The 21042-nt window shown below is 71.5% G+C and carries 14 protein-coding genes and 2 tRNA genes; 4 read left to right on the top strand and 12 right to left on the bottom strand.

What is annotated here, in order from left to right; all coding sequences use genetic code 11:
• Window positions 1-166: 166 nt before the first annotated feature.
• Entirely contained in the window at window positions 167-2128 is a 1962-nt protein-coding gene (locus ACFZBU_RS33065) for a phosphatidylglycerol lysyltransferase domain-containing protein (RefSeq protein WP_391587373.1), read from the top strand.
• Between the two features lie 108 nt (window positions 2129-2236).
• Here the strand turns inward: ACFZBU_RS33065 and ACFZBU_RS33060 are convergent, their stop codons facing one another.
• On the bottom strand, window positions 2237-3667 hold the full coding sequence (locus tag ACFZBU_RS33060; protein ID WP_391587372.1) for a WGR domain-containing protein: 1431 nt from the start codon (window positions 3665-3667) through the stop codon (window positions 2237-2239).
• Window positions 3668-4139: 472 nt separating this feature from the next.
• Here ACFZBU_RS33060 and ACFZBU_RS33055 point away from each other — a divergent pair, with 472 nt between their 5' ends.
• Window positions 4140-5285, top strand: coding sequence for an MBL fold metallo-hydrolase (locus ACFZBU_RS33055; RefSeq protein ID WP_391587371.1), 1146 nt, complete (start codon window positions 4140-4142; stop codon window positions 5283-5285).
• A gap of 174 nt (window positions 5286-5459) precedes the next feature.
• Here the strand turns inward: ACFZBU_RS33055 and ACFZBU_RS33050 are convergent, their stop codons facing one another.
• From ACFZBU_RS33050 to ACFZBU_RS33035, 4 genes are all read right to left on the bottom strand, one after another.
• Window positions 5460-6383 (bottom strand): universal stress protein, encoded by a 924-nt coding sequence (locus tag ACFZBU_RS33050; protein WP_391587370.1) that lies wholly within the window; start codon window positions 6381-6383, stop codon window positions 5460-5462.
• Window positions 6380-7861 (bottom strand): amino acid permease, encoded by a 1482-nt coding sequence (locus ACFZBU_RS33045; RefSeq protein ID WP_391587369.1) that lies wholly within the window; start codon window positions 7859-7861, stop codon window positions 6380-6382. Before ACFZBU_RS33045 ends, ACFZBU_RS33050 begins: the two co-directional genes overlap by 4 nt.
• 451 nt (window positions 7862-8312) lie before the next feature.
• Window positions 8313-8385: transfer RNA gene (locus tag ACFZBU_RS33040), tRNA-Arg, on the bottom strand.
• Between the two features lie 576 nt (window positions 8386-8961).
• Window positions 8962-9050: transfer RNA gene (locus ACFZBU_RS33035), tRNA-Ser, on the bottom strand.
• Window positions 9051-9194: 144 nt separating this feature from the next.
• On the opposite strand from ACFZBU_RS33035, the gene ACFZBU_RS33030 reads away from it, so the two are divergent.
• Window positions 9195-12437, top strand: coding sequence for a PAS domain-containing protein (locus ACFZBU_RS33030; protein WP_391587368.1), 3243 nt, complete (start codon window positions 9195-9197; stop codon window positions 12435-12437).
• A 197-nt stretch (window positions 12438-12634) separates the two neighbouring features.
• On the opposite strand, the gene ACFZBU_RS33025 is transcribed toward ACFZBU_RS33030, so the two are convergent.
• Complete coding sequence (locus ACFZBU_RS33025; RefSeq protein ID WP_391587367.1) at window positions 12635-12952, bottom strand: hypothetical protein; 318 nt, start codon at window positions 12950-12952, stop codon at window positions 12635-12637.
• A 338-nt stretch (window positions 12953-13290) separates the two neighbouring features.
• Between ACFZBU_RS33025 and ACFZBU_RS33020 the strand changes: the two genes are divergently transcribed.
• Complete coding sequence (locus tag ACFZBU_RS33020) at window positions 13291-14946, top strand: long-chain fatty acid--CoA ligase (RefSeq protein ID WP_391587366.1); 1656 nt, start codon at window positions 13291-13293, stop codon at window positions 14944-14946.
• Between the two features lie 80 nt (window positions 14947-15026).
• On the opposite strand, the gene ACFZBU_RS33015 is transcribed toward ACFZBU_RS33020, so the two are convergent.
• From ACFZBU_RS33015 to ACFZBU_RS32990, 6 genes are all read right to left on the bottom strand, one after another.
• On the bottom strand, window positions 15027-15833 hold the full coding sequence (locus ACFZBU_RS33015) for a glycoside hydrolase domain-containing protein (RefSeq protein ID WP_391587365.1): 807 nt from the start codon (window positions 15831-15833) through the stop codon (window positions 15027-15029).
• Between the two features lie 184 nt (window positions 15834-16017).
• The gene (locus tag ACFZBU_RS33010; protein ID WP_391587364.1) at window positions 16018-17199 is read right to left on the bottom strand and encodes a lipid-transfer protein; all 1182 of its coding nucleotides are present in this window, start codon (window positions 17197-17199) and stop codon (window positions 16018-16020) included.
• Window positions 17196-17645: a MaoC family dehydratase gene (locus tag ACFZBU_RS33005; protein WP_391587363.1), complete on the bottom strand. Its 450-nt coding sequence runs from the start codon at window positions 17643-17645 to the stop codon at window positions 17196-17198. The genes ACFZBU_RS33010 and ACFZBU_RS33005 overlap by 4 nt, the downstream gene beginning before the upstream one ends.
• Entirely contained in the window at window positions 17642-18769 is a 1128-nt protein-coding gene (locus ACFZBU_RS33000) for an acyl-CoA dehydrogenase family protein (RefSeq protein ID WP_391587362.1), read from the bottom strand. The genes ACFZBU_RS33005 and ACFZBU_RS33000 overlap by 4 nt, the downstream gene beginning before the upstream one ends.
• A complete protein-coding gene (locus ACFZBU_RS32995) occupies window positions 18769-19743 on the bottom strand; it encodes a bifunctional MaoC family dehydratase N-terminal/OB-fold nucleic acid binding domain-containing protein (RefSeq protein WP_391587361.1) in 975 nt (324 codons plus the stop codon). Before ACFZBU_RS32995 ends, ACFZBU_RS33000 begins: the two co-directional genes overlap by 1 nt.
• A gap of 8 nt (window positions 19744-19751) precedes the next feature.
• Window positions 19752-20933 carry an acyl-CoA dehydrogenase family protein gene (locus ACFZBU_RS32990; protein WP_391587360.1) on the bottom strand — a complete coding sequence of 394 codons (1182 nt, stop codon included), beginning with the start codon at window positions 20931-20933 and terminating at the stop codon, window positions 19752-19754.
• Window positions 20934-21042: the final 109 nt, after the last annotated feature.

The following is a 21042-nucleotide window of genomic DNA, read 5'->3' as shown; positions in this document are numbered from 1 at the left end:
TAGCAAACGATCGGGTATCCCTCCGTGGGATGACGTACAAAGGGCCGTCGTGCGCATCCAAATCTCTTGGTGCATGTCTACGCTGTTGTGCGAGCGTTACGAAGAGTCGCAATCCTGGACATAAGACACAGGAGACCCTTCCACCACCCCACAATCGAGGAGCACGGTGTCTGCCACGACGCGGGCCGCCGCGAACGGCCACAACAAGAACGGCACCGGCACCCCGGCTGCCGAGCGCGTGCGCGGGATCTCGGCAGGGGTGTTGATCTGGTACCTGCGGATCGTGGCGGCGCTGGACTTCGTGTCGGCGGTCTCGGTTCCGCTGCGCGACCGGGTGCGTCACCACGACACCGGTGAGTACTACACCCCGTTCCTGGTCACGTCCGGTTTCACGTCGGCAGCGCTCGCCGCCTTCCTCGCGATCATGCTCGGCCGGCGCAAGCGGGCCGCCTGGGCGTTCACGGCGATCCTGCTGGTCCCGTCCACCGCCGTGTACATCTGGGCGCTGTGGTTCGACGACCTGCGCCAACACCCGTTCAACTGGTCCTCGACGATCATCACCCTCCTGGTGTGCGTCGCACTGCTGCTGAGCTTCGCGGAGTTCGGCGCCAAGGGTGACCGGGGCAACGTGCTCAAGGCCGGCCTGGTGCTGGCGGGCGGCGCGGTGGTCGGCGTGGTTCTGGGCTCGACCCTGGTCAACGCCACCGACCGGATCTCCACGTCGAGCATGGGCGACCGGATCCTGTACGCGGTGCTGCGCATCTTCACCCTCGCGCCGGACAGCGACCTGGGCTCGGTCTCGGTACCGCGCTGGGTCGACATCGTGATCAACGTGGCCGGTGTGGCGCTGTTCCTGCTGGTGCTGTTCGTGCTGTTCCGCGCGCCCAAGGGCCGTGAACTGCTCACCCCCGACGACGAGGTGCTGCTGCGCGAGCTGCTCGACAAGCAGGGCGAGCGCGACTCGCTGGGCTACTTCGCGCTGCGTCGGGACAAGGCGGTCATGTGGTCGCCGAGCGGCAAGGCGGCGGTCGCCTACCGGGTCGTGGGCGGCGTCTCGCTCGCGTCCGGCGACCCGATCGGCGACCCCGAGGCCTGGCCCGGCGCGATCGACCGCTGGCTGGCCGAGGCCGAGGACCGTGCCTGGGTGCCGGCCGTGATGGGCGCCAGCGAGGAAGCCGGCACGATCTTCGCCCGACACGGTCTGGACGCCCTGGAGTTGGGCGACGAGGCGATCGTCGAGGTGGCCGAGTTCAGCCTGGAGGGTCGCGCGATGCGCGGTGTCCGGCAGGCGTACAACCGGGTCAAGCGGGCCGGGTACACCACCCGGGTGCGCCGGCACGAGGACATTCCCGAGGGCGAGATGCGCGAGCTGCTCGACCTCGCCGACCACTGGCGGGACGGGCAGACCGAGCGCGGCTTCTCGATGGCGCTGGGCCGGCTGGGCGACCCCGACGACGGGCGCTGCCTGATGGTCGAGTGCATGGACGACGAGGGCCGGCTGCGCGCGGTGCTCAGCTTCGTGCCGTGGGGCTGCAAGGGCGTCTCGCTGGACCTGATGCGCCGTGACCGGGACTCGGACAACGGTCTGATCGAGTTCATGGTGCTCGACGTGATAGAGGGTGCGAAGGCGTACGCCGCGGCCAACGCCAAGCCCGCCAAGGGCAAGGGGAAGGGCCGCACGCCGGAGCCGGACGCCGAGGCCGCTCCCGAGCAGTCCTCGCCGATCGACATCGAGCGGATCTCGCTCAACTTCGCGATGTTCCGCTCGGTCTTCGAGCGCGGCAACAAGCTCGGCGCCGGTCCGGTACTGCGGCTGTGGCGCACCGTCCTGGTGTTCTTCTCACGCTGGTGGCAGATCGAGTCGCTGTACCGGGCCAACGAGAAGTACCGGCCGATCTGGGAGCCGCGCTACATCTGCTTCCGCAAGGCCAGCGAGTTGCCCCGGATCGGCATCGCGGCGGCCCGGGCCGAGGGCTTTTTGACCACACCCACGCTGCCCCAGCTGTTCGGCGCCCGGCACGAGCAGCGGGTCGCGGCGATGGCCAAGCGCAAGGCGGGGGATGCGACTCCGCCACTCACCGGGTGGGCCGCCGAGCAGCGCGAGCCGGCCGAGCACAAGCAGCCCTGATCGTCCGGTTCGCCGGCTCGACCACGCCGAAGGGCGGCGCTCCCCACGGGGGCGCCGCCCTTCGGCGTCACGGTCCGGGCCCGCCGTCGCGGCGGGCGCGCGATCGGCTCAGACGAGTCGGCGGATCTCACCGCGCACGCGGTAGAAGCCGCCGCGTTCGGCCGGACGCACCGCGTCCACCACGTAGCGCGCACCGGCGACCCGCACGTTCTTCGGGAACTGCACGTTCCAGCCGCTCTCGTAGCCCGCGGTGACCACGTGCACCCGCAGCCGGCCGCCGCCCTGGTCGACGCACTCGACCACGACGCCGGTGCCCGCGTCGGTGGTGGTGGCCACCTCGGTGGTCGGCACCACGGCCTCGATCGTGGCCGCCTTGACGTCGCGCACCTGCGGGACGGTGCCGCCCTGGGCCGCCTCGATGGCCGCCTCGCTCACGTCGATGCAGGCCAGCGAGCCGTCCGTGGTGACGATGTACAGCCGCTCGTCGCGGTACTGCATCGAGTAGGCCGAGCCGCACGTGGTGCCCAGCTTCCACAACCGCTTGCCGTCCTCGGCGAAGCAGTACACCGTCGAGGAGCTGTCGCCGGCGAACACGTACTTGCCGTTCTCGGCGGTCGCGCAGGAGAACACCGACGCGTCGCAGTCGTAGGTGGTGCGGATCGTGCCGTCCGACTTCGCGATCCGGTGCACCTTGTTGCCGGAGGTGCCGGCGTACACGTCGTCCTTCTCCTGCCAGCCGAAGAGCACGCTGCCCTTCGTCTTGGCCCGCCACATCTCCTTGCCGTCGGCGGCGGCGAACGCCTGCACCCCGGCGCTGTGTCCGTGGTAGATCGCGTTCTCGTCGCAGCGCACCATCCAGGCGCCGGTGCCGTTGGTCGCCGCGGCCCACAACGACTCGTCCTCGTGGTCGATGGTGGTGCAGCCGCCGTTGGAGTCGGACACACCCAGCACGCCGTCGTGGATGTCGAGCCAGTAGATGTCGATGTTGTCGGTGATCTCGTAGGCCACCCGCGGGGCCTTGCCGCCGACGTCGTACACGTTGCCGTTGTCGCACCCGGCGTAGATCCACGAGTCGTCCGCGACGATGCACTTGACGCCGTTGGGCAGCTGGTAGCGGCCGGTCACCTCGCCGCTGTGGTCGAGGAACCACACGTCGCCGCGCTGGTTGCCGACCAGCACCCGCTCGGCGTCCACGAAGATGCCGAACGCGGAGGAGCCGGTGCGGTAGCGCCACAACACCGGCGCCGAGTTGCGGGCCGTGGTCGGCCGGGACACGATCTCGCGGCGGGTGATCGAGCGCGGCTGGCGCACGCCCTGGACGGCCGGTTCGTAGCCCTTGCGCAGCTTCGCCGCGACCTTCTTCTTCGCGTCCGCCTGCGCCTTCTCCGGGCTGGCGTGGGTGGCCGTGCTCGTCTGGCCCTTGGCCCCGATCCGCCCGTACGTGACCGTGACGTCGACGCCGTCGACGACGACCTCGTAGTACTTGTGCGCGCCGTCGCCCTCTTCGGACAGCTCAAGGTAGGTACGGGTCTCGGACATGACGACTCCTCGGCTCCGCTGCTCTGTTGGGGATGTGGTGACTGTGGTGGTGGCTGTGCGGGGATGCCGCCGCCGCGGACGGCGTGGTTGCGGGCCCCGCTGTTGTGGACTGCCGTCGCGGACCTCGCGACGGGGCGCTGGAACCGTGCCGGACAAGGGGACTGATGCGCCGTCATCCCCCGTGGCGATGGCAAGACCCTACTCACGCGAGCCGACAGCCACCGGGCCGGTGTGGTGCGGCTTCGCTCACTCGGACGGCGCAACCCGGGACCGAGGGGGCCGTTGTCGGGCAAAGCGCTCCCGTGTGCGGTCTTCCCCTACTCCGAACGGAGGAGCGGTGCGGGTGGGGCCCCTCCCCCGGGACGACGTTTCAGCCTCGGACGCCGGGTTAATCTCCACTCATCCCGATCACCGGTCGCCGGTCCGGCCCCATCACGGTCGGCCGAAGGCCCCGCTTGCCCGAGGAGTCCATGTGGCCGGGCACTTCTTCACGTCTTCGACTCCCGCGGTCTTCGGCGCCAGACCCGCCGGCGAGCGGTTGGCGCGCATCCGCCGATCCCCGCACTTCCGGGACGGTGCCTTCCAAAATCCCGTGCCGACCCGCCGCGGCAGCCCCGGCGCGGTCGGCAAGATGTTGCGCGCGCAAAAGGCCGCAGCCGGGCTGCGTCGGCCGGCCGGCGCGATTCCGCTGGTCACCGCGTCCGCGTCGGACTTCGCCCGGGCGCCGCTGACCGGGCTGCGCGCCTGCTGGCTCGGGCATGCGACGGTGCTGGTCGAGATGGACGGCGTTCGAGTGTTGTTCGACCCGATCTGGAGCACGCGCTGCTCGCCGTCGGCGGCGTTCGGCCCGGCCCGGCTGCACGCGGTGCCGGTGCGTTTCGCCGACCTGCCCGACCCGGACGTCGTGGTGATCTCGCACGACCACTACGACCATCTCGACATGCCCACCATCCGGGCGCTGGCCAGGCGCGATACGGCGTTCGTGGTGCCGCTGGGCATCGGCGCACACCTGGAGCGCTGGGGCATCGCCGCGGACCGGATCACCGAGTTGGACTGGCACGAGGCGGGCGAGGTCGCCGGGCTGACCTTCACCGCGACGCCGGCTCGGCACTACTGCAACCGCGGCGCGCGGGTGCTCGGCACCGTGCTGTGGGCTTCGTGGGTGGTGGCCGGGCCCGGGCATCGGGTGTTCCACAGCGGGGACAGCGGCTACTTCCCGGGCTTCGCGCGGATCGGGCTCGAGCACGGACCGTTCGATCTGACGATGATTCAGGCCGGCGCGTACGCGGAGGCGTGGCCGGAGGTGCACCTGCACCCGGAGGGCGCGGTGCAGGCGCATGCGGATCTCGGTGGCGGGTTGATGTTGCCCATCCATTGGGGCACGTTCGATCTGGCGCCGCATGCGTGGGAGGAGCCGGCCGAGCGGTCGGTGGCGGCGGCCCGGGCGATGGGCACGGACCTGGTGATCCCGCGGCCCGGTGCGCTGTTCGAGCCGGCGCTGGTGGACGGCAGCGCGGTGGAGCCGTGGTGGCGTGAGGTGGCCGCGGAGCCGTCGCGGTGGGTGGGCGACGCGGCCGCGGAGAAGGCGGAACGGGTCACGGCGGTGCCGGCGGCCTGAGGGCGGGTCGGCGGGGCTGGTGGGTGTGGGTGGGCCTCGGTGAAGTCCGGCTGCGCGGGGCTCGGCGGGTCCTGGTCGGGCCTGGCGGATCGGTGCGGCGCCGGAGCCGGGCGGGTTCGTGGGTCGGCCCGGCCCGGCGGGCGGAGCGGCCCGGGAGTCGTGGTCGCCGATGGATCAGGAGACGTCCCAGAGGTCGGCGCGGACGCCGCGTGGCAGGACCATGACCGGGGTGCGGGCGTTGCGGACGATCTTGTGCGAGGCGTCGCCGACGAAGACCCGCTTGACCGGGCCGACCCTGCCGGATGCGCAGATCAGCAGATCGTCGGCCCAGGTGACCGCGTCCAGCGCGGTGCGGACGTCGTCGCCCTCGGCGGTCTCGCCGTCGGCCGGCACCTGGATCTCGTGCATCGCCGCCGCGAGGTCCTGCCGGGCCTGCTCGCGCGCCGTGCGCAGCACCTGGTGTTCGGCGGCCCGGTGTTGTTTGCCGGAGTACAGCCGCACCGGTCGCAGCACCAACGTGAGCAGCCGCACGTCCGCGTGCAGTCGGCGGGCGAACTCCACGCCGCAGGTGAGTACTCCGCTCGGTTGCGACTCGCGTTGGTAGGCGATCGTGCATCGGGCGATACCGGGCGGCGGGTGGTCGGCGAAGCCGCGCGGGGCGAGTGCCACCGGCACGGGTGAGCCGTGCAGGAGTTGGTCGGCGGTGCTGCCGACGGCCACGCGCGCGGTCCGCCCGCCCGGGGCCGGGCCGATCACCACGAGCGCGGCGCGGTGTCGCTCGGCGATCCGGGCCAGCCCCCGGCCGCTGCCGCGGTGGTCGTCGATCGCCCGCTCCACCGGCAACTCCGGTGCCCAATCCCGAAGTCGGGCCTGCGCGTCGTCCAGCAGCCGATCGCTCTCCTCGCGCAGGAACGCGCGCCACTCCGCGTCCACGGCGCCGACCCCGGCACCGGGCAGCGCGGGCGGGCGCACGTGCGCGAGCACGACTCCCGCGCCCAGTTGCCGGGCGAGCAGCATGCCCAGCACCAGCGCGTCCCGGGCACGCGGCTCCGGCCGGCACCCCACCACGACCCGCATCCGCGTGCCCTCGCCGCTCACCGGTCCACCTCGACACCCTCGACCTCGGCGCGCCAGCGCGAGTGCCGGTAGCCGTACAGGAAGTAGATCGCCACGCCGACCGCCATCCAGACCAGGAAGACCTTCCATGTGGTCCCGGAGAGCCGGGCCATCAGGTAGATGCAGAAGCCGACGCCCAGGAGCGGGGTGAGCGGGAAGAACGGGGCGGTGAAGCCGCGCGGCAGGTCGGGTCGGGTCCGGCGCAGCACGATCACCCCGATGTTGACCAGCGCGAACGCGAACAGGGTGCCGATGCTGGTCGCCTCGGTGAGTTGGCCGAGCGGGACCAGCGCGGCGAGCAGGGCCACCCATGCGCCGGTGATCAGCGTGTTCGCCACCGGGCTCTGGGTGCGCCGGTTCACCTTCGCGAAGATCGGCGGGATCAGGCCGTCGCGGGACATCGCGAACAGGATCCGGGTCTGCCCGTACAGCACGGTCAGCACGACGCTGGCGATCGAGATGATCGCGCCGGCGGACAGGATCGTGGACGCCCACGAGCCACCGGTCACGTCGGTGACGATCTTCGCCAGTGTCGCCTCGCTGCCCTCGAACTCCTGCCAGGGCAGTGCGCCGAGCGCGGCGAGGGCGACCGCGACGTAGACGACCGTGACGATCGCGAGCGAGATCAGGATGGCCAACGGCAGGTCCCGGCGCGGGTTCTTGGCCTCCTCGCCCGCCGTGGAGGCGGCGTCGAAGCCGATATAGGAGAAGAACACCTGGGACGCGCCCGCGCTGATCCCGGCCACGCCGAGCGGCGCGAACGGGGACAGGTTGCCGGCCTCGAACGCGGTGAACGCGATGGCGCAGAAGAACACGAGGGTGATCAGCTTGATGAAGACCATGATCGTGTTGGCCACGGCACTCTCCGAGACGCCGCGCACGAGCAGGATCACCGCGAGCAGTACGACGATCACGGCCGGGACGTTGAACCTGCCGCCGTCGCCCGGCGGTTGGCTGATCGCGGCCGGCAGGCTCACGCCCAGGGCGGAGTCGAGCAGTTCGTTGACGTACTGCCCCCAGCCGACCGCGACGGCGGAGATCGACACGCCGTACTCCAGCAGCAGGCACCAGCCGCACACCCAGGCGATGCCTTCGCCGAGCGTGGCGTAGGCGTAGGAGTAGGACGAGCCGGACACCGGGATGGTCCCGGCGAGTTCGGCGTAGGACAGCGCCGAGAACAGTGCGGTGACCGCCGCGAGCACGAACGAGATCACCACGGCCGGACCGGCCTTGGGCACCGCTTCGCCCAGGATCACGAAGATGCCGGTGCCCAGGGTCGCGCCGACGCTGAAGAAGGTCAGTTCGAGCAACCCCATGGTGCGCCGGAGCGCGGGTCCCTCCTCCTCCCCTCCGCCGGAGCTCTCCTCGAGGATCGCGTCCACGGGTTTCGTCCGCAGCACCCCCCGGCGCGACCGGGGTACGACGTGGCTGGCGGGCAATCCGGCCTCCCTGGAGAACATGTTCCGAGGAGGAACGGGTGCCCCGCCGGCCGGGTATCGAACGGTCCTTCAGCCATTCGGACCGGTTCGGCGGCGGGCCCGCCACTCGGCGGCTCGCGGCGTCGAGGCAGGACGACGGCCGATCAGGACGACGGGGCGCGACGCGGTCCGCACCGATTGCCACGACTACCCTGCCGGGCGGGTGCGTTGGCCGGAACGCCCGGCGGAGGGTTCGCAGTCGCCGGTGCCGCGGCATTCGAAGGACGTGCGCGGGTGGCGATACCCGTCTTCCCCACCGGCTTCCGACCGGCCACGTACGACGGCGCGCAAGCGCCGAGTTGCCGTCCGTCGGTTAGCCGATCGCCTGCACGGCGTCCACCCGTGACGTGGCCGGCCGGTGGCTGCATCCACTGCTACAGCGGGTACGTAAGAGGCCCTTTCCGGTGTCCCGGAAAGGGCCTCTCATCTGCTGTGCGCTCGGCAGGATTCGAACCTGCAACCTTCTGATCCGTAGTCAGATGCTCTATCCGTTGAGCTACGAGCGCTTGGTCGCTTTGACCGAGGTCAACAATACATGCTCCCCGGCCGGGGGTGAAATCCATTGTTCGAGGGTGCCCCAAACTCGGGCAATCAGTGATCAAGCGCCTTCATTTTGCCGGTGTTCGGCGGCTGAACGGGTGACCGCGGCGCGGGGGCGCGGGGCTCCGGCGGGCGGGTCGGTGGGCGGCCTCCGAGGGTTGGTCGTCGGGTCGAGGTGGGCCCGGCGAGCGGGTGGTGGAGGGCGGTCGGGGTGATCCCGGTCGGCGGGAGTGGCGACGCGCGCGGGGTAGGGCCGGCTCGTTCGCTGTGAGCTGAAACCACCTTTTCGGACATGTCGGCCGGTGGGCGAATCGGCGGGCATTCGGTCACGGCATGCGCGTCACCCGGATCGGGTCGGCGGCGCGCCGGCGGAGGTGATCGCGGCGGACGGGCGGAGCATCGGGTGGCGGCTACGAAAAAGAGCCGTATACCGGACATCGCGGCCCGCGTCGTGACCCGGGGTCGTCGGATGCTCACCGAAACATCATCGTCATGAGCACGAAACAGCCCGCCTGGTGGGACCAGACGGGCTGTTCGGGAAGCGGAGGCTCCGGGATTTGAACCCGGGATGGGGATGAACCCAAACCGCATTAGCAGTGCGGCGCCATAGACCGGACTAGGCGAAGCCTCCATCGGTGTTTGCCGACGAGGAACAGATTACTAGGCTCGTCAACGTGACTGCAAAAACAATGGGATAGTCGGTCGTGACATGCCCCGGCGGCGACGGGCAAGATGGCCGTCGCGCAGTCCGAGGACCGGAGGAGGTACGCGCTTCGTGAGCAGCAGGCCATCCCGAGGCGCTGCTCGCCTCGCAGCCATACTCGACGCCCTGCCGGATGCTCTCCTGCTGGTGAATCGCAACGGCACCGTCGTCAATGCGAACGCCATGGCACTGGAGGTTCTGGAGGCGCCGGGCACTCCCGTGGTCGGGCGCGGTCTCCTGGACCTGCTGCCCTCGTTCGACCATCGGCGCATCCCGGGCTCCGTGCGGGCCAACGACACGCGCGACACCCGGACCAAGCCGACCCGGATGTCCGCGCACCGTACCGACGGCGGCGTCTTCCCGGTCGAGGTGACCAGCGCGAACCTGCCCGCCGGTTACGACGACGAGTTGCTGATGATCGTCGTGCGCGACCTGACCGGCAAGGTCGACGTCGAGGCCGAACTGGCACGCCAGCAGCGGCAGACCGAGATGATCCTGCGCGCGGCCTGCGAGGGCATCATCGGCATCGACGCCGAGGGCCACATCGTGCTGGCCAACCCCGCCGCCGCCCGGATCCTGCGCCATCGCGCGAGCGACCTCGGCGGCAAGAGCGTGCACGAACTGCTCATGCACGCCCGGGCCGACGGCACGCCGCTGCCCGCCCAGGAGTGCCCGCCGCTGGTGACCCTGGGCAACGGCCGCCGGCAGCGGCTGCGCGACCAGGTGTTGTGGCGCGGCGACGAGGGCTACGTGACGGTGGACATGATCACCGCGCCGATCCTGCTCGGCGGCGCCGTGGTCGGCGCCGTGATGACCTTCAGCGACACCGGCCGGGAAAAGTTGCTCAACGAACGGCGGTCCCAGCTCGCCGAGTTGGTCGACGCCGAGATACTGGGCCGGCTCGCGGCGGTGCGCGGTCGGCTGAAGAAGGTGGCCGACGGCGCGGCCGGCGAGGTCGGCCACGGCGCCCGGCGGATGGTGCGTCAGGTCGCGGGCGAGCTGGAGAGCCTGGAGGAACTCGCGGGCGAGGTGCTCGCCCATCAGGCGGCCGGCACCGAAGCCGCCGAGCCGACGGACGCCGACGCCGCGACCGAGCCGGAGCGGGTGCCGACCACGGTGGACGATCTCGTCGATCGGGCCATGGAGACCGTGACCTACCTCGCGCGCGGCGCGGGCGTGGAGTTCGCGGTCAACGCGTCCCCGGTCGGGGTGCGGGTGGACGTGGACGCGATGACCCGGGCCCTGGGACACCTGCTCGCGGACGTCGTCGCGGCCGGCCCCGAGGGATCCACCGTCGTGGTCGCGGCGGCCCAGCGCGGCAACGTGGCCCGGATCGAGGTGCGTGGCCCGGAGAGCCGAGGCAGCGCCGTCCGGGTCCCGCTCGCGCGCGCGGTCGTCGAGGCGCACGGCGGCACCGTCGAGTCGCACACCATGCCCGGCCGAGGCAGCACGTACGTGGTCGAGTTGCCCGCCGACGCCGAGGCCGCCGAACAGGCCGAGAGTTCCGGCGAACACCGCGCGGCCAAGGGTCGCCGGGCCCGCCAGACGGGCCGACCGGACCCGGCCGCCGAGAAGAACGGCAAGGCCGGGAAGGACGCCGGGCCGGGCAAGGACGCCAAGGCCGAGGACGGCAAACCCGACGCCGACGCGGCCGACCCGAAGGCCGACGAGGACGAGGCCGCACCGGCCGAGGCGACCGACCCGAAGGCGGCCGACGAGACCGAGGCCGCCGAGCCCGGGAGCGGAACCGGCACCGACCCGAAGCCGCGTTCGGGCGCCGCGCCCACGAAGGACGCCGCCGAGGCGCCCCCCGCGCCCGGCAGCGGAGTCGAACTCGCCGTGCGCGGACGCGGCGCACAACCGCCGCGGGCCCGTCTGGAGCCGGCCGGGTCCTCCACGCCGCCGGTGCCCGCCCCGCCGCCGCCCGGTTCGGTGGCCGCCGCGCCGCAGGGTCCGTTCGCGTTGCCCGCCGGCACGGTCGCACCGGTGCCGCTGGTGCCCGCGAACCCGGGTTCCGCCGAGGGGCAGCACGAGCGACCGGACGCCGACGGATACGACGAGGCCGAGGAGGCCGCGCGCAACAACAGCGGCGCGTTCGAGGCGGTCTACCCGCCGCGCTCGCGTCGCGGTCGGCCCTCGCGCGACGCGCACGACGCCGGCGAGTCCGCCTCCGGGCCCTCCGGTTCGCACCGCGGAGTCGCCCACCACGGCGGCTCCGAGGTCGAGCGGGCCGAACCGACCGCGCTGCCGCAACGACCCGCCGCCGGCCCGCCCGCCCAGGCACCCGCGGCCGGTGGCCGGCTGAACGGCGCGCACACCCCGCAGGGCGCGCAGGCGCGTCGCCGGTTGTCCACGCCGCCGGCGCCGATCCCGGCGCAGGGTCGCGCGTCGGACGCTTCGGCGCGCAGCACCAGCGTGCAGGATCGGCCCGGCCGACCCGCCGCCGCCGACATGCCCACCGAGTTGTTGCCGCCGATCCCGGCCGCGCCGGATCAGCCGATTCCGGTCCAGGGCCGGCGGCCCGGTTTCCCGGGCGGGCCGCCCGGTGACGCCGAGACGATGTCCGGGGCCGACCTGCCGACCATGGTCACGCCCGCACCGGACGGGCAGCCGCGCCGGTTGTTGGTCTGGCCCGAGCCGGACACCGCGACGGCGGGCGCGCTGACCGCGCGTGGCTGGAGTCCGCTGCTGGTGCGTTCGCGCGAGGAGGTGGACGCGAGCGTCCCGGTGCAGCCGGCCGCGCTGTTCGTGGATCCGCTGACCGGCCCGATCACCCGTACCGCGCTCCAGTCGTTGCGCACCGCCGCGACCGCCGCGCAGATCCCGGTGCTGGTCACCGCGGGATTGATGCAGGCCACCCGGGACGCGGCGTTCGGCGCCGACCCGGCCGTGCTGCTGCGTTCGCTGGCGCCGGCGGACAGCGCCGGGCACGCCTCGCGCGTGCTCCTGGTGGAGGGCAACCCGGACATCGCGACGGCGTTCACCGCGTCCCTGGAGCGGCGTGGCATGGACGTGGTGCACGCGGCCTCGGAGAGCGAGGCGGTGTCCAAGGCGTCCAGCGTCGAGCCCAATCTCGTGGTGCTCGACCTGATGCTGGTGCGTCGGCGCCGGATGGGCGTGGTCGACTGGCTGCGCAACAACGCCCGCCTGCACTCGACGCCGATCGTCGTCTACACCACGCTCGACCTGGTCGAACACGACCTGCATCGGCTGCAGACCGGAGAGACCGTGCTGTTCCTGGCCGAGCGTTCGACCCGCGAGGACGTACAGCAGCGCATCGTCGACCTGCTCGGCAAGATCGCGTCGCCCTCCTAGACCGAGTCCGAGTGACCCGCGCGGGTCACTCGGACGAGCGGACCACCCCGCGGGCGACGCGGGCCGCCCGCGCCCCGGTCACCCGCACCGACGCCGCGGCCCGCTCCGGCAGCGGGGAATCGCACACGTACGCACCCGGACCGCGGGCACCCGAGGCCCGCACGGCACCCGCCGTATCCGCACCGAACCACAACGCCTCACCATGCCGCCGGCCCCTGGGCGTGCAGCCGACGGCTCATCTCGCCGACGGTCAGCGCCAGTTCGGTGGCGAGGTCCATCGCCTGAGGGTGGTCGTGGTGTTCGCGCATCCACCAACACATGACCTGCACGATAGGCCCGGCGGACTCCGGATGTCCGATGATCGCGGTGCGCGCGCACAACGGACGCGGCGGTCCGTCCCGATCGAGCCGGAACCAGTAGCCGTCCCGGAAGCCGAGCACGGGATGGCCGAGTGCGTCCGGCAACACGACGTCGTACGGCCGGTGCGGTTCGGATCGCACCTCCAACGGGTACATGGAGCGCCTTCCAAGGGGAAGTCGAGGACTCGCCGGTCCCCCTCCGGAAGAGCGGAAAAGCGGGAACTACCGGACGCTTGAGGCCTTGTGCCGAAAACGATGTGCCATCCGGAGCAACCGGGACACCGTCGCATTCTTCCGCCCGGCCGTCCCGATCAGCCGATCGCCACGCCTGGTTCACCCGTACGGGCGCACGGCGGGTCGTGCCGGGCGCGCGGGTCGGCGCTCGACACCGGAGCGAAAGCCGAGGCCGTGGGGGCTGACAACGACCCGATCGGCGAGAAAGAATCCCCTCACCTCGACCGGTCCCCGTCCGGCGAATGCAGGGAGGTCACACAGTGCTGAGCACGATGCAGGACGTGCCCTTGACGATCGCTCGCATCATGCGACACGGAACCACGGTGCACGGTGCTTCGGAGGTGGTGACCTGGACCGGTGGCGCGCCCCGGCGGGCCACCTACGCGGAGGTCGGTCGCCGGTCGGCACAACTCGCCCACGGTCTGCGCGAACTCGGGATCACCGGCGACGAGCGGGTCGCCACGTTCTTGTGGAACAACCAGGAGCACCTGGAGTCCTACCTGGCGATCCCGTCGATGGGTGCGGTGCTGCACACGCTCAACCTGCGGCTGCCCCCGGAGCAGTTGATCTACATCGCGAACCACGCGGACGACCGGGTGCTGATCCTGGACGGCTCGCTGGCCGCGCTCGCCGCCCCGCTGCTGACCCACCTGAAGACCGTCGAGCACGTCGTGGTCACCGGCGCCGACACCGATCTGGCTCCGCTCGCCGATTCCGGCAAGCACGTGCACCGCTACGACGACCTGCTCGCCGGCCGGCCGACCGAGTTCGACTGGGCCGAGGACATCGACGAGCGCCAGGGCGCCGCGATGTGTTACACCTCCGGCACCACGGGCAACCCCAAGGGGGTCGTGTACAGCCACCGGTCGACCTATCTGCACAGCATGCAGGTGTGCGCGGCGGAGGCCTTCGGCCTGGGCACCGCGGACATGGTGCTGGCGGTGGTGCCGATGTTCCACGTGAACGCGTGGGGTCTGCCGTACGCGGCGATGATGTGCGGCGCCTCGATCCTGATGCCCGACCGCTTCCTCCAGTCGGAGCCGCTGGCCGCGATGATCGCCGCGGAGAAGCCGACGTTCGGCGCCGCGGTGCCGACCATCTGGTCCGGGCTGCTGGACTATCTCGACGTGCACAAGACCGACGTGTCCTCGCTCAAGGAGGTCGTGGTGGGCGGCTCGGCCTGCCCGCCCGGCCTGATGCAGGCGTTCGAGGAGCGGCACGGGGTGCGGATCGTGCACGCGTGGGGGATGACCGAGACCTCGCCGCTGGGTTCGGTGGCCCGCCCGCCGGCCGGGCTGACCGACGACGAGGCGTTCGCGTACCGGATCTCGCAGGGGCGCCTGCCCGCCTCGGTGCAGGCCCGGCTGGTCGGCCCGGACGGTGCCGACGTCCCGCTCGACGGCGAGTCGGTCGGCGAACTGCTGGTGCGCGGGCCGTGGATCGCGGGCGCGTACATCGGCGACGAGGGCTCGGTGGACGCCAGTGGCGGCGGCCGGTTCCAGGACGGCTGGTTGTGTACCGGCGACGTCGGCACGATCACCGCCGACGGCTTCCTGCGGCTGACCGACCGGGCCAAGGACGTGATCAAGTCGGGCGGCGAGTGGATCTCGTCGGTCGAGTTGGAGAACACCCTGATGGGTCACGAGGACGTGGTCGAGGCGGCCGTGGTGGGCGTGCCCGACGACAAGTGGGGCGAACGCCCGCTGGCCACGATCGTGCTGCGCGAAGGGGCCACGACCACGGTCGAGCAACTGCGCGACTACCTCGCGGGTCGGGTGGCCCGCTGGCAGGTGCCCGAGCGGTGGAGCCTGATCACCGCCGTGCCCAAGACCAGCGTGGGCAAGTTCGACAAGAAGGTGATCCGGCGCCGGTACGCGGAGGGCGAACTGGAGGTCAGCGAGCTCGACCGGGGCTGAGCCGGCCGGACGTCGCCGGTCGGGCCGCTTCCGGTCCGACCGGCGGGTCGGACGGGCCCCGCGCGTGGCGCCGGCCGCGGTCAGAGCACCCCGACCGGCCCGTCGACCGCGTTGCGGTCGATGACGATCCGTTGTCCGCCGTGGGTCTCCGAGACGTTGCCGGCGTACTGGTGCACCCGTCGGCCGCGCCAGTACCCGTCGGGCAGCGCGCCGTCGCCGGTGGTGGCCGCGTGACCGTCCCAGCGGGCATACCAGACCGCGTCCGGGATCGAACGCTTGTCGACCGCCTCGATCAGGTCGGCGATGCCGGAGCTGAGACTGCTGTAATAACCCGCCACGTAGCCGCGTTCGCGAACCCGGTCGGACCACGCGGACACGAAATCCAGCACGGCGGCGCGGCAACCGGCGTCGGTGTTGTCGTACGCCTCCATGTCGTACCAGACCGCGCTGCCCGGCCGGAAGCCGAGCGTGGCACTGCGGTCCACCACGTCGTTCGCCTCGGCGATGCCCTGCTCCGCCGCCCGCGCCGGGTCGATCCGGCCGGGCTTGCCGGACTGCGAGCAGGGCGCCTGCAGGCCCACCTGGATGGGCAGGAAGTCCCAGCCCTGGCGGTGTACGGCCTTGACCCAGTCGAAGGTCAGCCGGGTGCTCTTGCAGGCACGGTTGTCGCCCGCGACGTAGATCCCGACCACCTTGTACGGCGACTCCCGCCAGGCCCGCATGGTCTCCACGGTGGGTGTCTCGCACGTGTCGAAGCCCGGCGCGTTCACGCTCCTGGATCGTTCCGGACGTGCCCCGGCACCTTCGGCGAGCCCGGCCGGCAGCAGGCCGAGCACGGCGGTGAGCAACACGGTCGAGGCGATCCGACGAGTGGTCAGCAAACGCACGAGATCTCCCGACGTGGTGGGAACGGGCCTCCCACCACGCTGCGCACCACGTCCGGCCCGGCCTGCGGACCGCCCGGGCGACGCGCCGACGCGTCACCCGAGCGGCCCAACGAGCGCACCGGGGCGGGGGTGTCCGCATCCCCGTCGGCGCGCGCGCCTCACCCCATCGACACCGGTATCCCGCCTACTCGACGCCCAGCACCAGCCCCGACGTCGGCACCCCGGTGCCGGCCGTCACCAGCACGTTGTGCACGTTCTCGACCTGGTTGACCGAGCTGCCGCGGATCTGCCGCACGCCCTCGGCGATGCCGTTCATCCCGTGCAGGTACGCCTCGCCCAGTTGGCCGCCGTGCGTGTTCGTGGGCAGCTTGCCGCCCAGCTCCAGGCCGCCGTTCGCGACGAACGCCGGCGCCTCGCCGCGCCCGCAGAAGCCGAACTCCTCCAGCTGCATCAGCACGAACGGGGTGAAGTGGTCGTAGAGCACCGCGGTCTGGATGTCGTCGGGAGTCAGTCCCGAGGTCTGCCACAGCTGCTTGGCGACCACGCCCATCTCGGCCAGACCGGTCATCTCGTCCCGGTAGAAGCTGGTCATCTGGTCCTGGAGGCGACCCGCGCCCTGCGCTGCCGCGTTGATGATCGCGGGCTTCTGCTTCAGGTCCTTGGCCCGTTCGGCGCTCACCACCACGATCGCCTGGGCGCCGTCGGTCTCCTGGCAGCAGTCGAGCAGCCGCATCGGCTCGACGATCCAGCGCGAGTTCCGGTGGTCCTCCAGCGTGATCGGCTTGCCGTGGAAGTACGCCTTCGGGTTGTTCGCCGCGTGCTTGCGGTCGGCGACCGCGACGTGGCCGAACGCCTCGGTGGTCGCGCCGTACACGTGCAGGTAGCGCTGCGCGAACATGGCCACCCACGAGGCCGGCGTGAGCAGCCCGTGCGGCATGTTCCAGCCCAGGCCCACGCCCTCGACGGTGGGATCGCGCTGGAGCACGCCGGAGCCGAACCGGCGGCCGGAGCGCTCGTTGAACGCGCGGTAGCAGACCACCACGTCGGCCACCCCACTGGCGACGGCCATCGCGGCCTGCGCGACGGTGGCGCAGGCCGCGCCGCCGCCGTAGTGGATCCGGCTGAAGAAGGTCAGGTCGCCGATCCCGGCCGCGGCGGCGACCGCGATCTCGGGGTTGGTGTCCATCGTGAAGCTGACCAGGCCGTCCACCTCGGACGGCGCGATCCCGGCGTCGTCCAGGGCCGCGCCCACCGCCTCGACGGCCAGCCGCAGTTCGCTGCGACCGGACTCCTTGGAGAACTCGGTCGCGCCGATCCCGGCGATGGCGGCCTTGCCGCGCAGGTTGTCGGCGTGCTTGAGGCTCACGCTTCGGCTCCTTCCGGCAGCTTCACCGTGACCGTGCCGGTGACGTGGTTGCCGAGCTTGTTGGCTCCGACGACGGCGATCTCCACGAGCGGGGTGCCGTCCTCGGCGGTGGTCTTGGCGGTCACCGTGCCGGTCAGGGTCATGGTGTCGCCGGGGTAGTTCGGGGCGCCGAGCCGGATCGCGACCTTGCGCAGCTCGGTCTCGGGGCCCGCCCAGTCGGTGATGTAGCGGCCGACGAGGCCGTTGCTGGTCAGGATGTTCATGAAGATGTCCGGCGAGCCTTTGTCCGCGGCGAGCTGCGGATCGTGGTGCACGTCCTGGAAGTCGCGGGTCGCCAGCGCGGTCGCCACGATCAGCGTGCGGGTCAGCGGGATGGCCAGCGGCGGCAGTTCGTCGCCGACGGACACCTCCGCGTGGGTCCGGCTCACGAGGTCCTCGGTGGTCATCGGTTGCCTCCCTGGGCGGGCGCGTGGGCGAGCAGCCTGCCGAGCGCGGCAAGCTGTTGGATGCCGCTGCCCAGGGTCACGTCGATCTGACGGCCCCACAGGAAGTGGCGGTGGATCGGGTGGTCGATGTCGGAACCGGTGCCGCCGTGCAGGTGCTGGCACGCGTGTACCACCCGCTTGCCCGCCTCGGAGGCGAACCAGCGGGCGACCAGAGCCTGTTCGGTGGCCTGCTCGCCCTGGTCCATGCGCCACGCGGCCTCCAGCGTGGTGACCCGGATGGCCTCGGTGTCCATGTACGCCTCGGCGGCGCGCAACATCACGCCCTGCTTGGTGGACAGCGGCTTGCCGAACTGCTCGCGGGCGTTCACGTGTTCGACCGTGCGGGCCAGGCCGCGCGCGCACACGCCCACCTGCTGCGCGGCCAGTGCGACGCGCGCGCGGTCGACGATCCAGGCGGCGACCTCGGGGCCGGCCCCGGTGTCACCGACCAGCCGGGCCGGTGCGTCGGTCAGCCGCAGGTTGCCCGAGGCCCACGGCGCGGTGGTCGGCGCGGCCTCGATCGCCACTCCGGCGGCGCCGGCGTCCACGGTGAACACCGCGAGCGCGCCGTCGAGCGAGGCGGTGACCAGGACGCGGTGCGCGACGGTGAGCCAGGCCACCGCGCGCTTGTCGCCGTCCAGGCGATAGCCGGCACCGTCTCGCCGGGCGGTCACCTTCGGGACGGCGGGCAGCCCCGCGCCGACCTCGGCGAGCGCACCGGCCACGATCCGCGAACCGTCCAGGAGCGCGGGCAGTTCGGCCTCGATCAGCTCGTCCGAACCGAAGCGCAGCAGCGGCAGCAGCCCGTACACGACCGTGTCGAGCAGCGGGATCTGCGCGGTGAACCGACCCTGCTGCTCCAGCAGCAGCGCCAGGCCCACCAGGCCCAGGTCGCCACCACCGTGCCGCTCCTCGATCAACGCGCCGACCAGACCGGCTTCGGCGACCTTGCCCCACAGCTCGGCGTCCAGGTCCGCGTCGGACTGGGCGAGCTTCTTCAGCCGCTCGTCGGTGGACTGGTCGGCGAAGATCCGCTCGGCCAGCGAGGACAGCTCCCGCTGGTCCTCGGTGAGGTTGAAGTCCATCAGTTCTCCCCAACCGCTCGGAACGCGGGCACGGTCAGCTCGGCGTCGTGGGTGACGAATTCCAGCTCGACCGGCATCCCGATGCGGACCTCGTCGTGCGGGACGCCCAGCACGTTGCCGAGCATCCGCACACCCTCCTCCAGCTCGATCAGGCCGACCGCGTACGGCATGTCGAACGCCGGGAACTTCGGGTAGTGCATGGTGACGTGCGAGTACACGACGCCCTTGCCGGTGGACTCGACGGTCTCCCATTCGAGCGACGCGCACTTGTTGCAGCCCGGGGCGAACGGGAAGCGCGGGGTGGCGCAGTCCAGACACTTCTGGAACAGCAGCTTCCCGGCGGCCACACCGTCCCAGAACGCCTGGTTGTCCTTGTTGACCACCTTGCGCGGGCGCAGCGGCCGCTCGGCGGGCGGCGCGGCCTCGGCCTTCTTCTTGTGCGGGGTGTAGCGCAGGATCCGGAAGCGGTGCGTGCCGACCAGCTCGCGGCCGCTCTCGCCCGTGACGTAGATGTTGGTCAGCGTGGTGATGAAGTGGCCGGTGCCCAGGCCGGTGGTCTTCTCCTCGGACACGGTCTCGATCAACTGGTCGTACTGCACCAACTCGCCCAGCCGCAGCGGGCGCATGTACTCCTGCTCGCAGTTGGTGGCGACCACCGAGCCGAAGCCGTTGTCGGTGAAGTGCTTGTACAACTCGCCGGTCGCCGAGTTCGCCGGGGCGCCGCCCTGCATGCCACGCATGATCCACACCTGGAGCATGGCCGCGGGCGCGACCACCTCGCCGAAGTGGGTCCGGGCCGCGGCCTCCGGGTCGGTGTACACCGGGTTGGTGTCGCCCATGGCCTCGGCCCAGTGCCGGATCATCGGCCCGTTGACCGGGTCGAGCGCGAGCACGCCGGAGACGTCGTGCCTGCCCTCGTACTTCTTGACGACCGCGAGGAAGGCGGCCTTGTCCTGGCTGATGGGGTCGGTCATGTCGTCCTTCACCGCTTCACTCGGGTCATGCCAAGGCGAACCATGGCGACGATCTCCCGCTGGACCTCGCTGACGCCGCCGCCGAAGGTGTTGATCTGCGCGCGGCGGTTCATCGCCTCCAGGAGGCCGTCGCTGAACGCGCCGGGCGACTTCGGTCGCAGCGTCGCGTCCGGGCCGACGATCTCCATCAGGTTGCGATACACCTCGATGGCACCCTCGGTGCCGAAGAACTTCACGCCGGACGCGTCACCCGCGTTGAGCGTGTTGTTGCCGACGTCGTGCACGAGCCGCCAGCTGAACATCCGCACGGCGGACAGGCGCGCGTAGGTCTCGGCGAACTTCAGCTGGACCCACGGCTGGTCGACCACCTTGACGCCCGGCTCGATCTCGGTCTCGCGGGCCCATTCCAGGACCTCGGCGAAGAAGTCCTCGGCCTGCATGCCCAGCGCCGCGAGCGCGACCCGCTCGTGGTTGAGCTGGTTGGTGAGCAGCTTCCAGCCCGAGTTCTCCTCGAACACCAGGTTGTCGTAGGGCACCCGGATGTTGTCGTAGTACGTGGCCGTCGTGGTCATCCCGCCGACGGTGACGATCGGGGTCCAGGAGAAGCCCGGGTCGCTGGTCGGCACCAAAATCATCGTGATGCCCTTGTGCTTGGGCGCGTCCACGTCGGTGCGGCAGGCGAGCCAGATCCAGTCGGCGCCCTGGGCGGTCGAGGTGAAGATCTTCTGCCCGTTGATCACCCACTCGTCGCCCTCGCGCACCGCGCGGGTGCGCAGCGACGCCAGGTCGGTGCCGGCCGAGGGCTCGCTGTAGCCGATCGCGAAGATGATCTCGCCCGTGAGGATCTTCGGCAGGTAGTAGCTCTTCTGCGCCTCGGTGCCGAACTTCATCAGGGTCGGGCCGACGGTGTTCAGGGTGACCATGGAGACGGGCGCGCCGGCGCGGTACGCCTCGTCGAAGAAGATGAACTGCATCTCCGGGCCCTTGCCCTGGCCGCCGTATTCGGTCGGCCACCCGATGCCGAGCCAGCCGTCGGAGCCCAGTTGCCGGCGTACCCGTCGGGTGGTGGGGCCGCCGGCCTCGCCCTCGCGGTCGAGTTCCGCCCGGACGTCGGGGGTGATCAGGCGGGTGAAATAGTCCCGCAGCTCTGCCCGTAGAGCGTCCTGCGCTGGGGTCGGGGCGAGATGCACGTCGCTGCTCCTTCACGTGCGTGGATCGCGTGGGTCGCGACGCGGGTCGACGCCCGCCGGGCACGGAAGGGTCGCGGTCGGGTCTGCCCCGCGCTGCACATCGATATGG

This window comes from Embleya sp. NPDC008237, assembly GCF_042956465.1.
Taxonomy (GTDB): Bacteria; Actinomycetota; Actinomycetes; order Streptomycetales; family Streptomycetaceae; genus Embleya.
The sequence above is the reverse complement of the archived record's forward strand: the minus strand, read 5'-3'. Positions and strand labels throughout refer to the sequence as shown.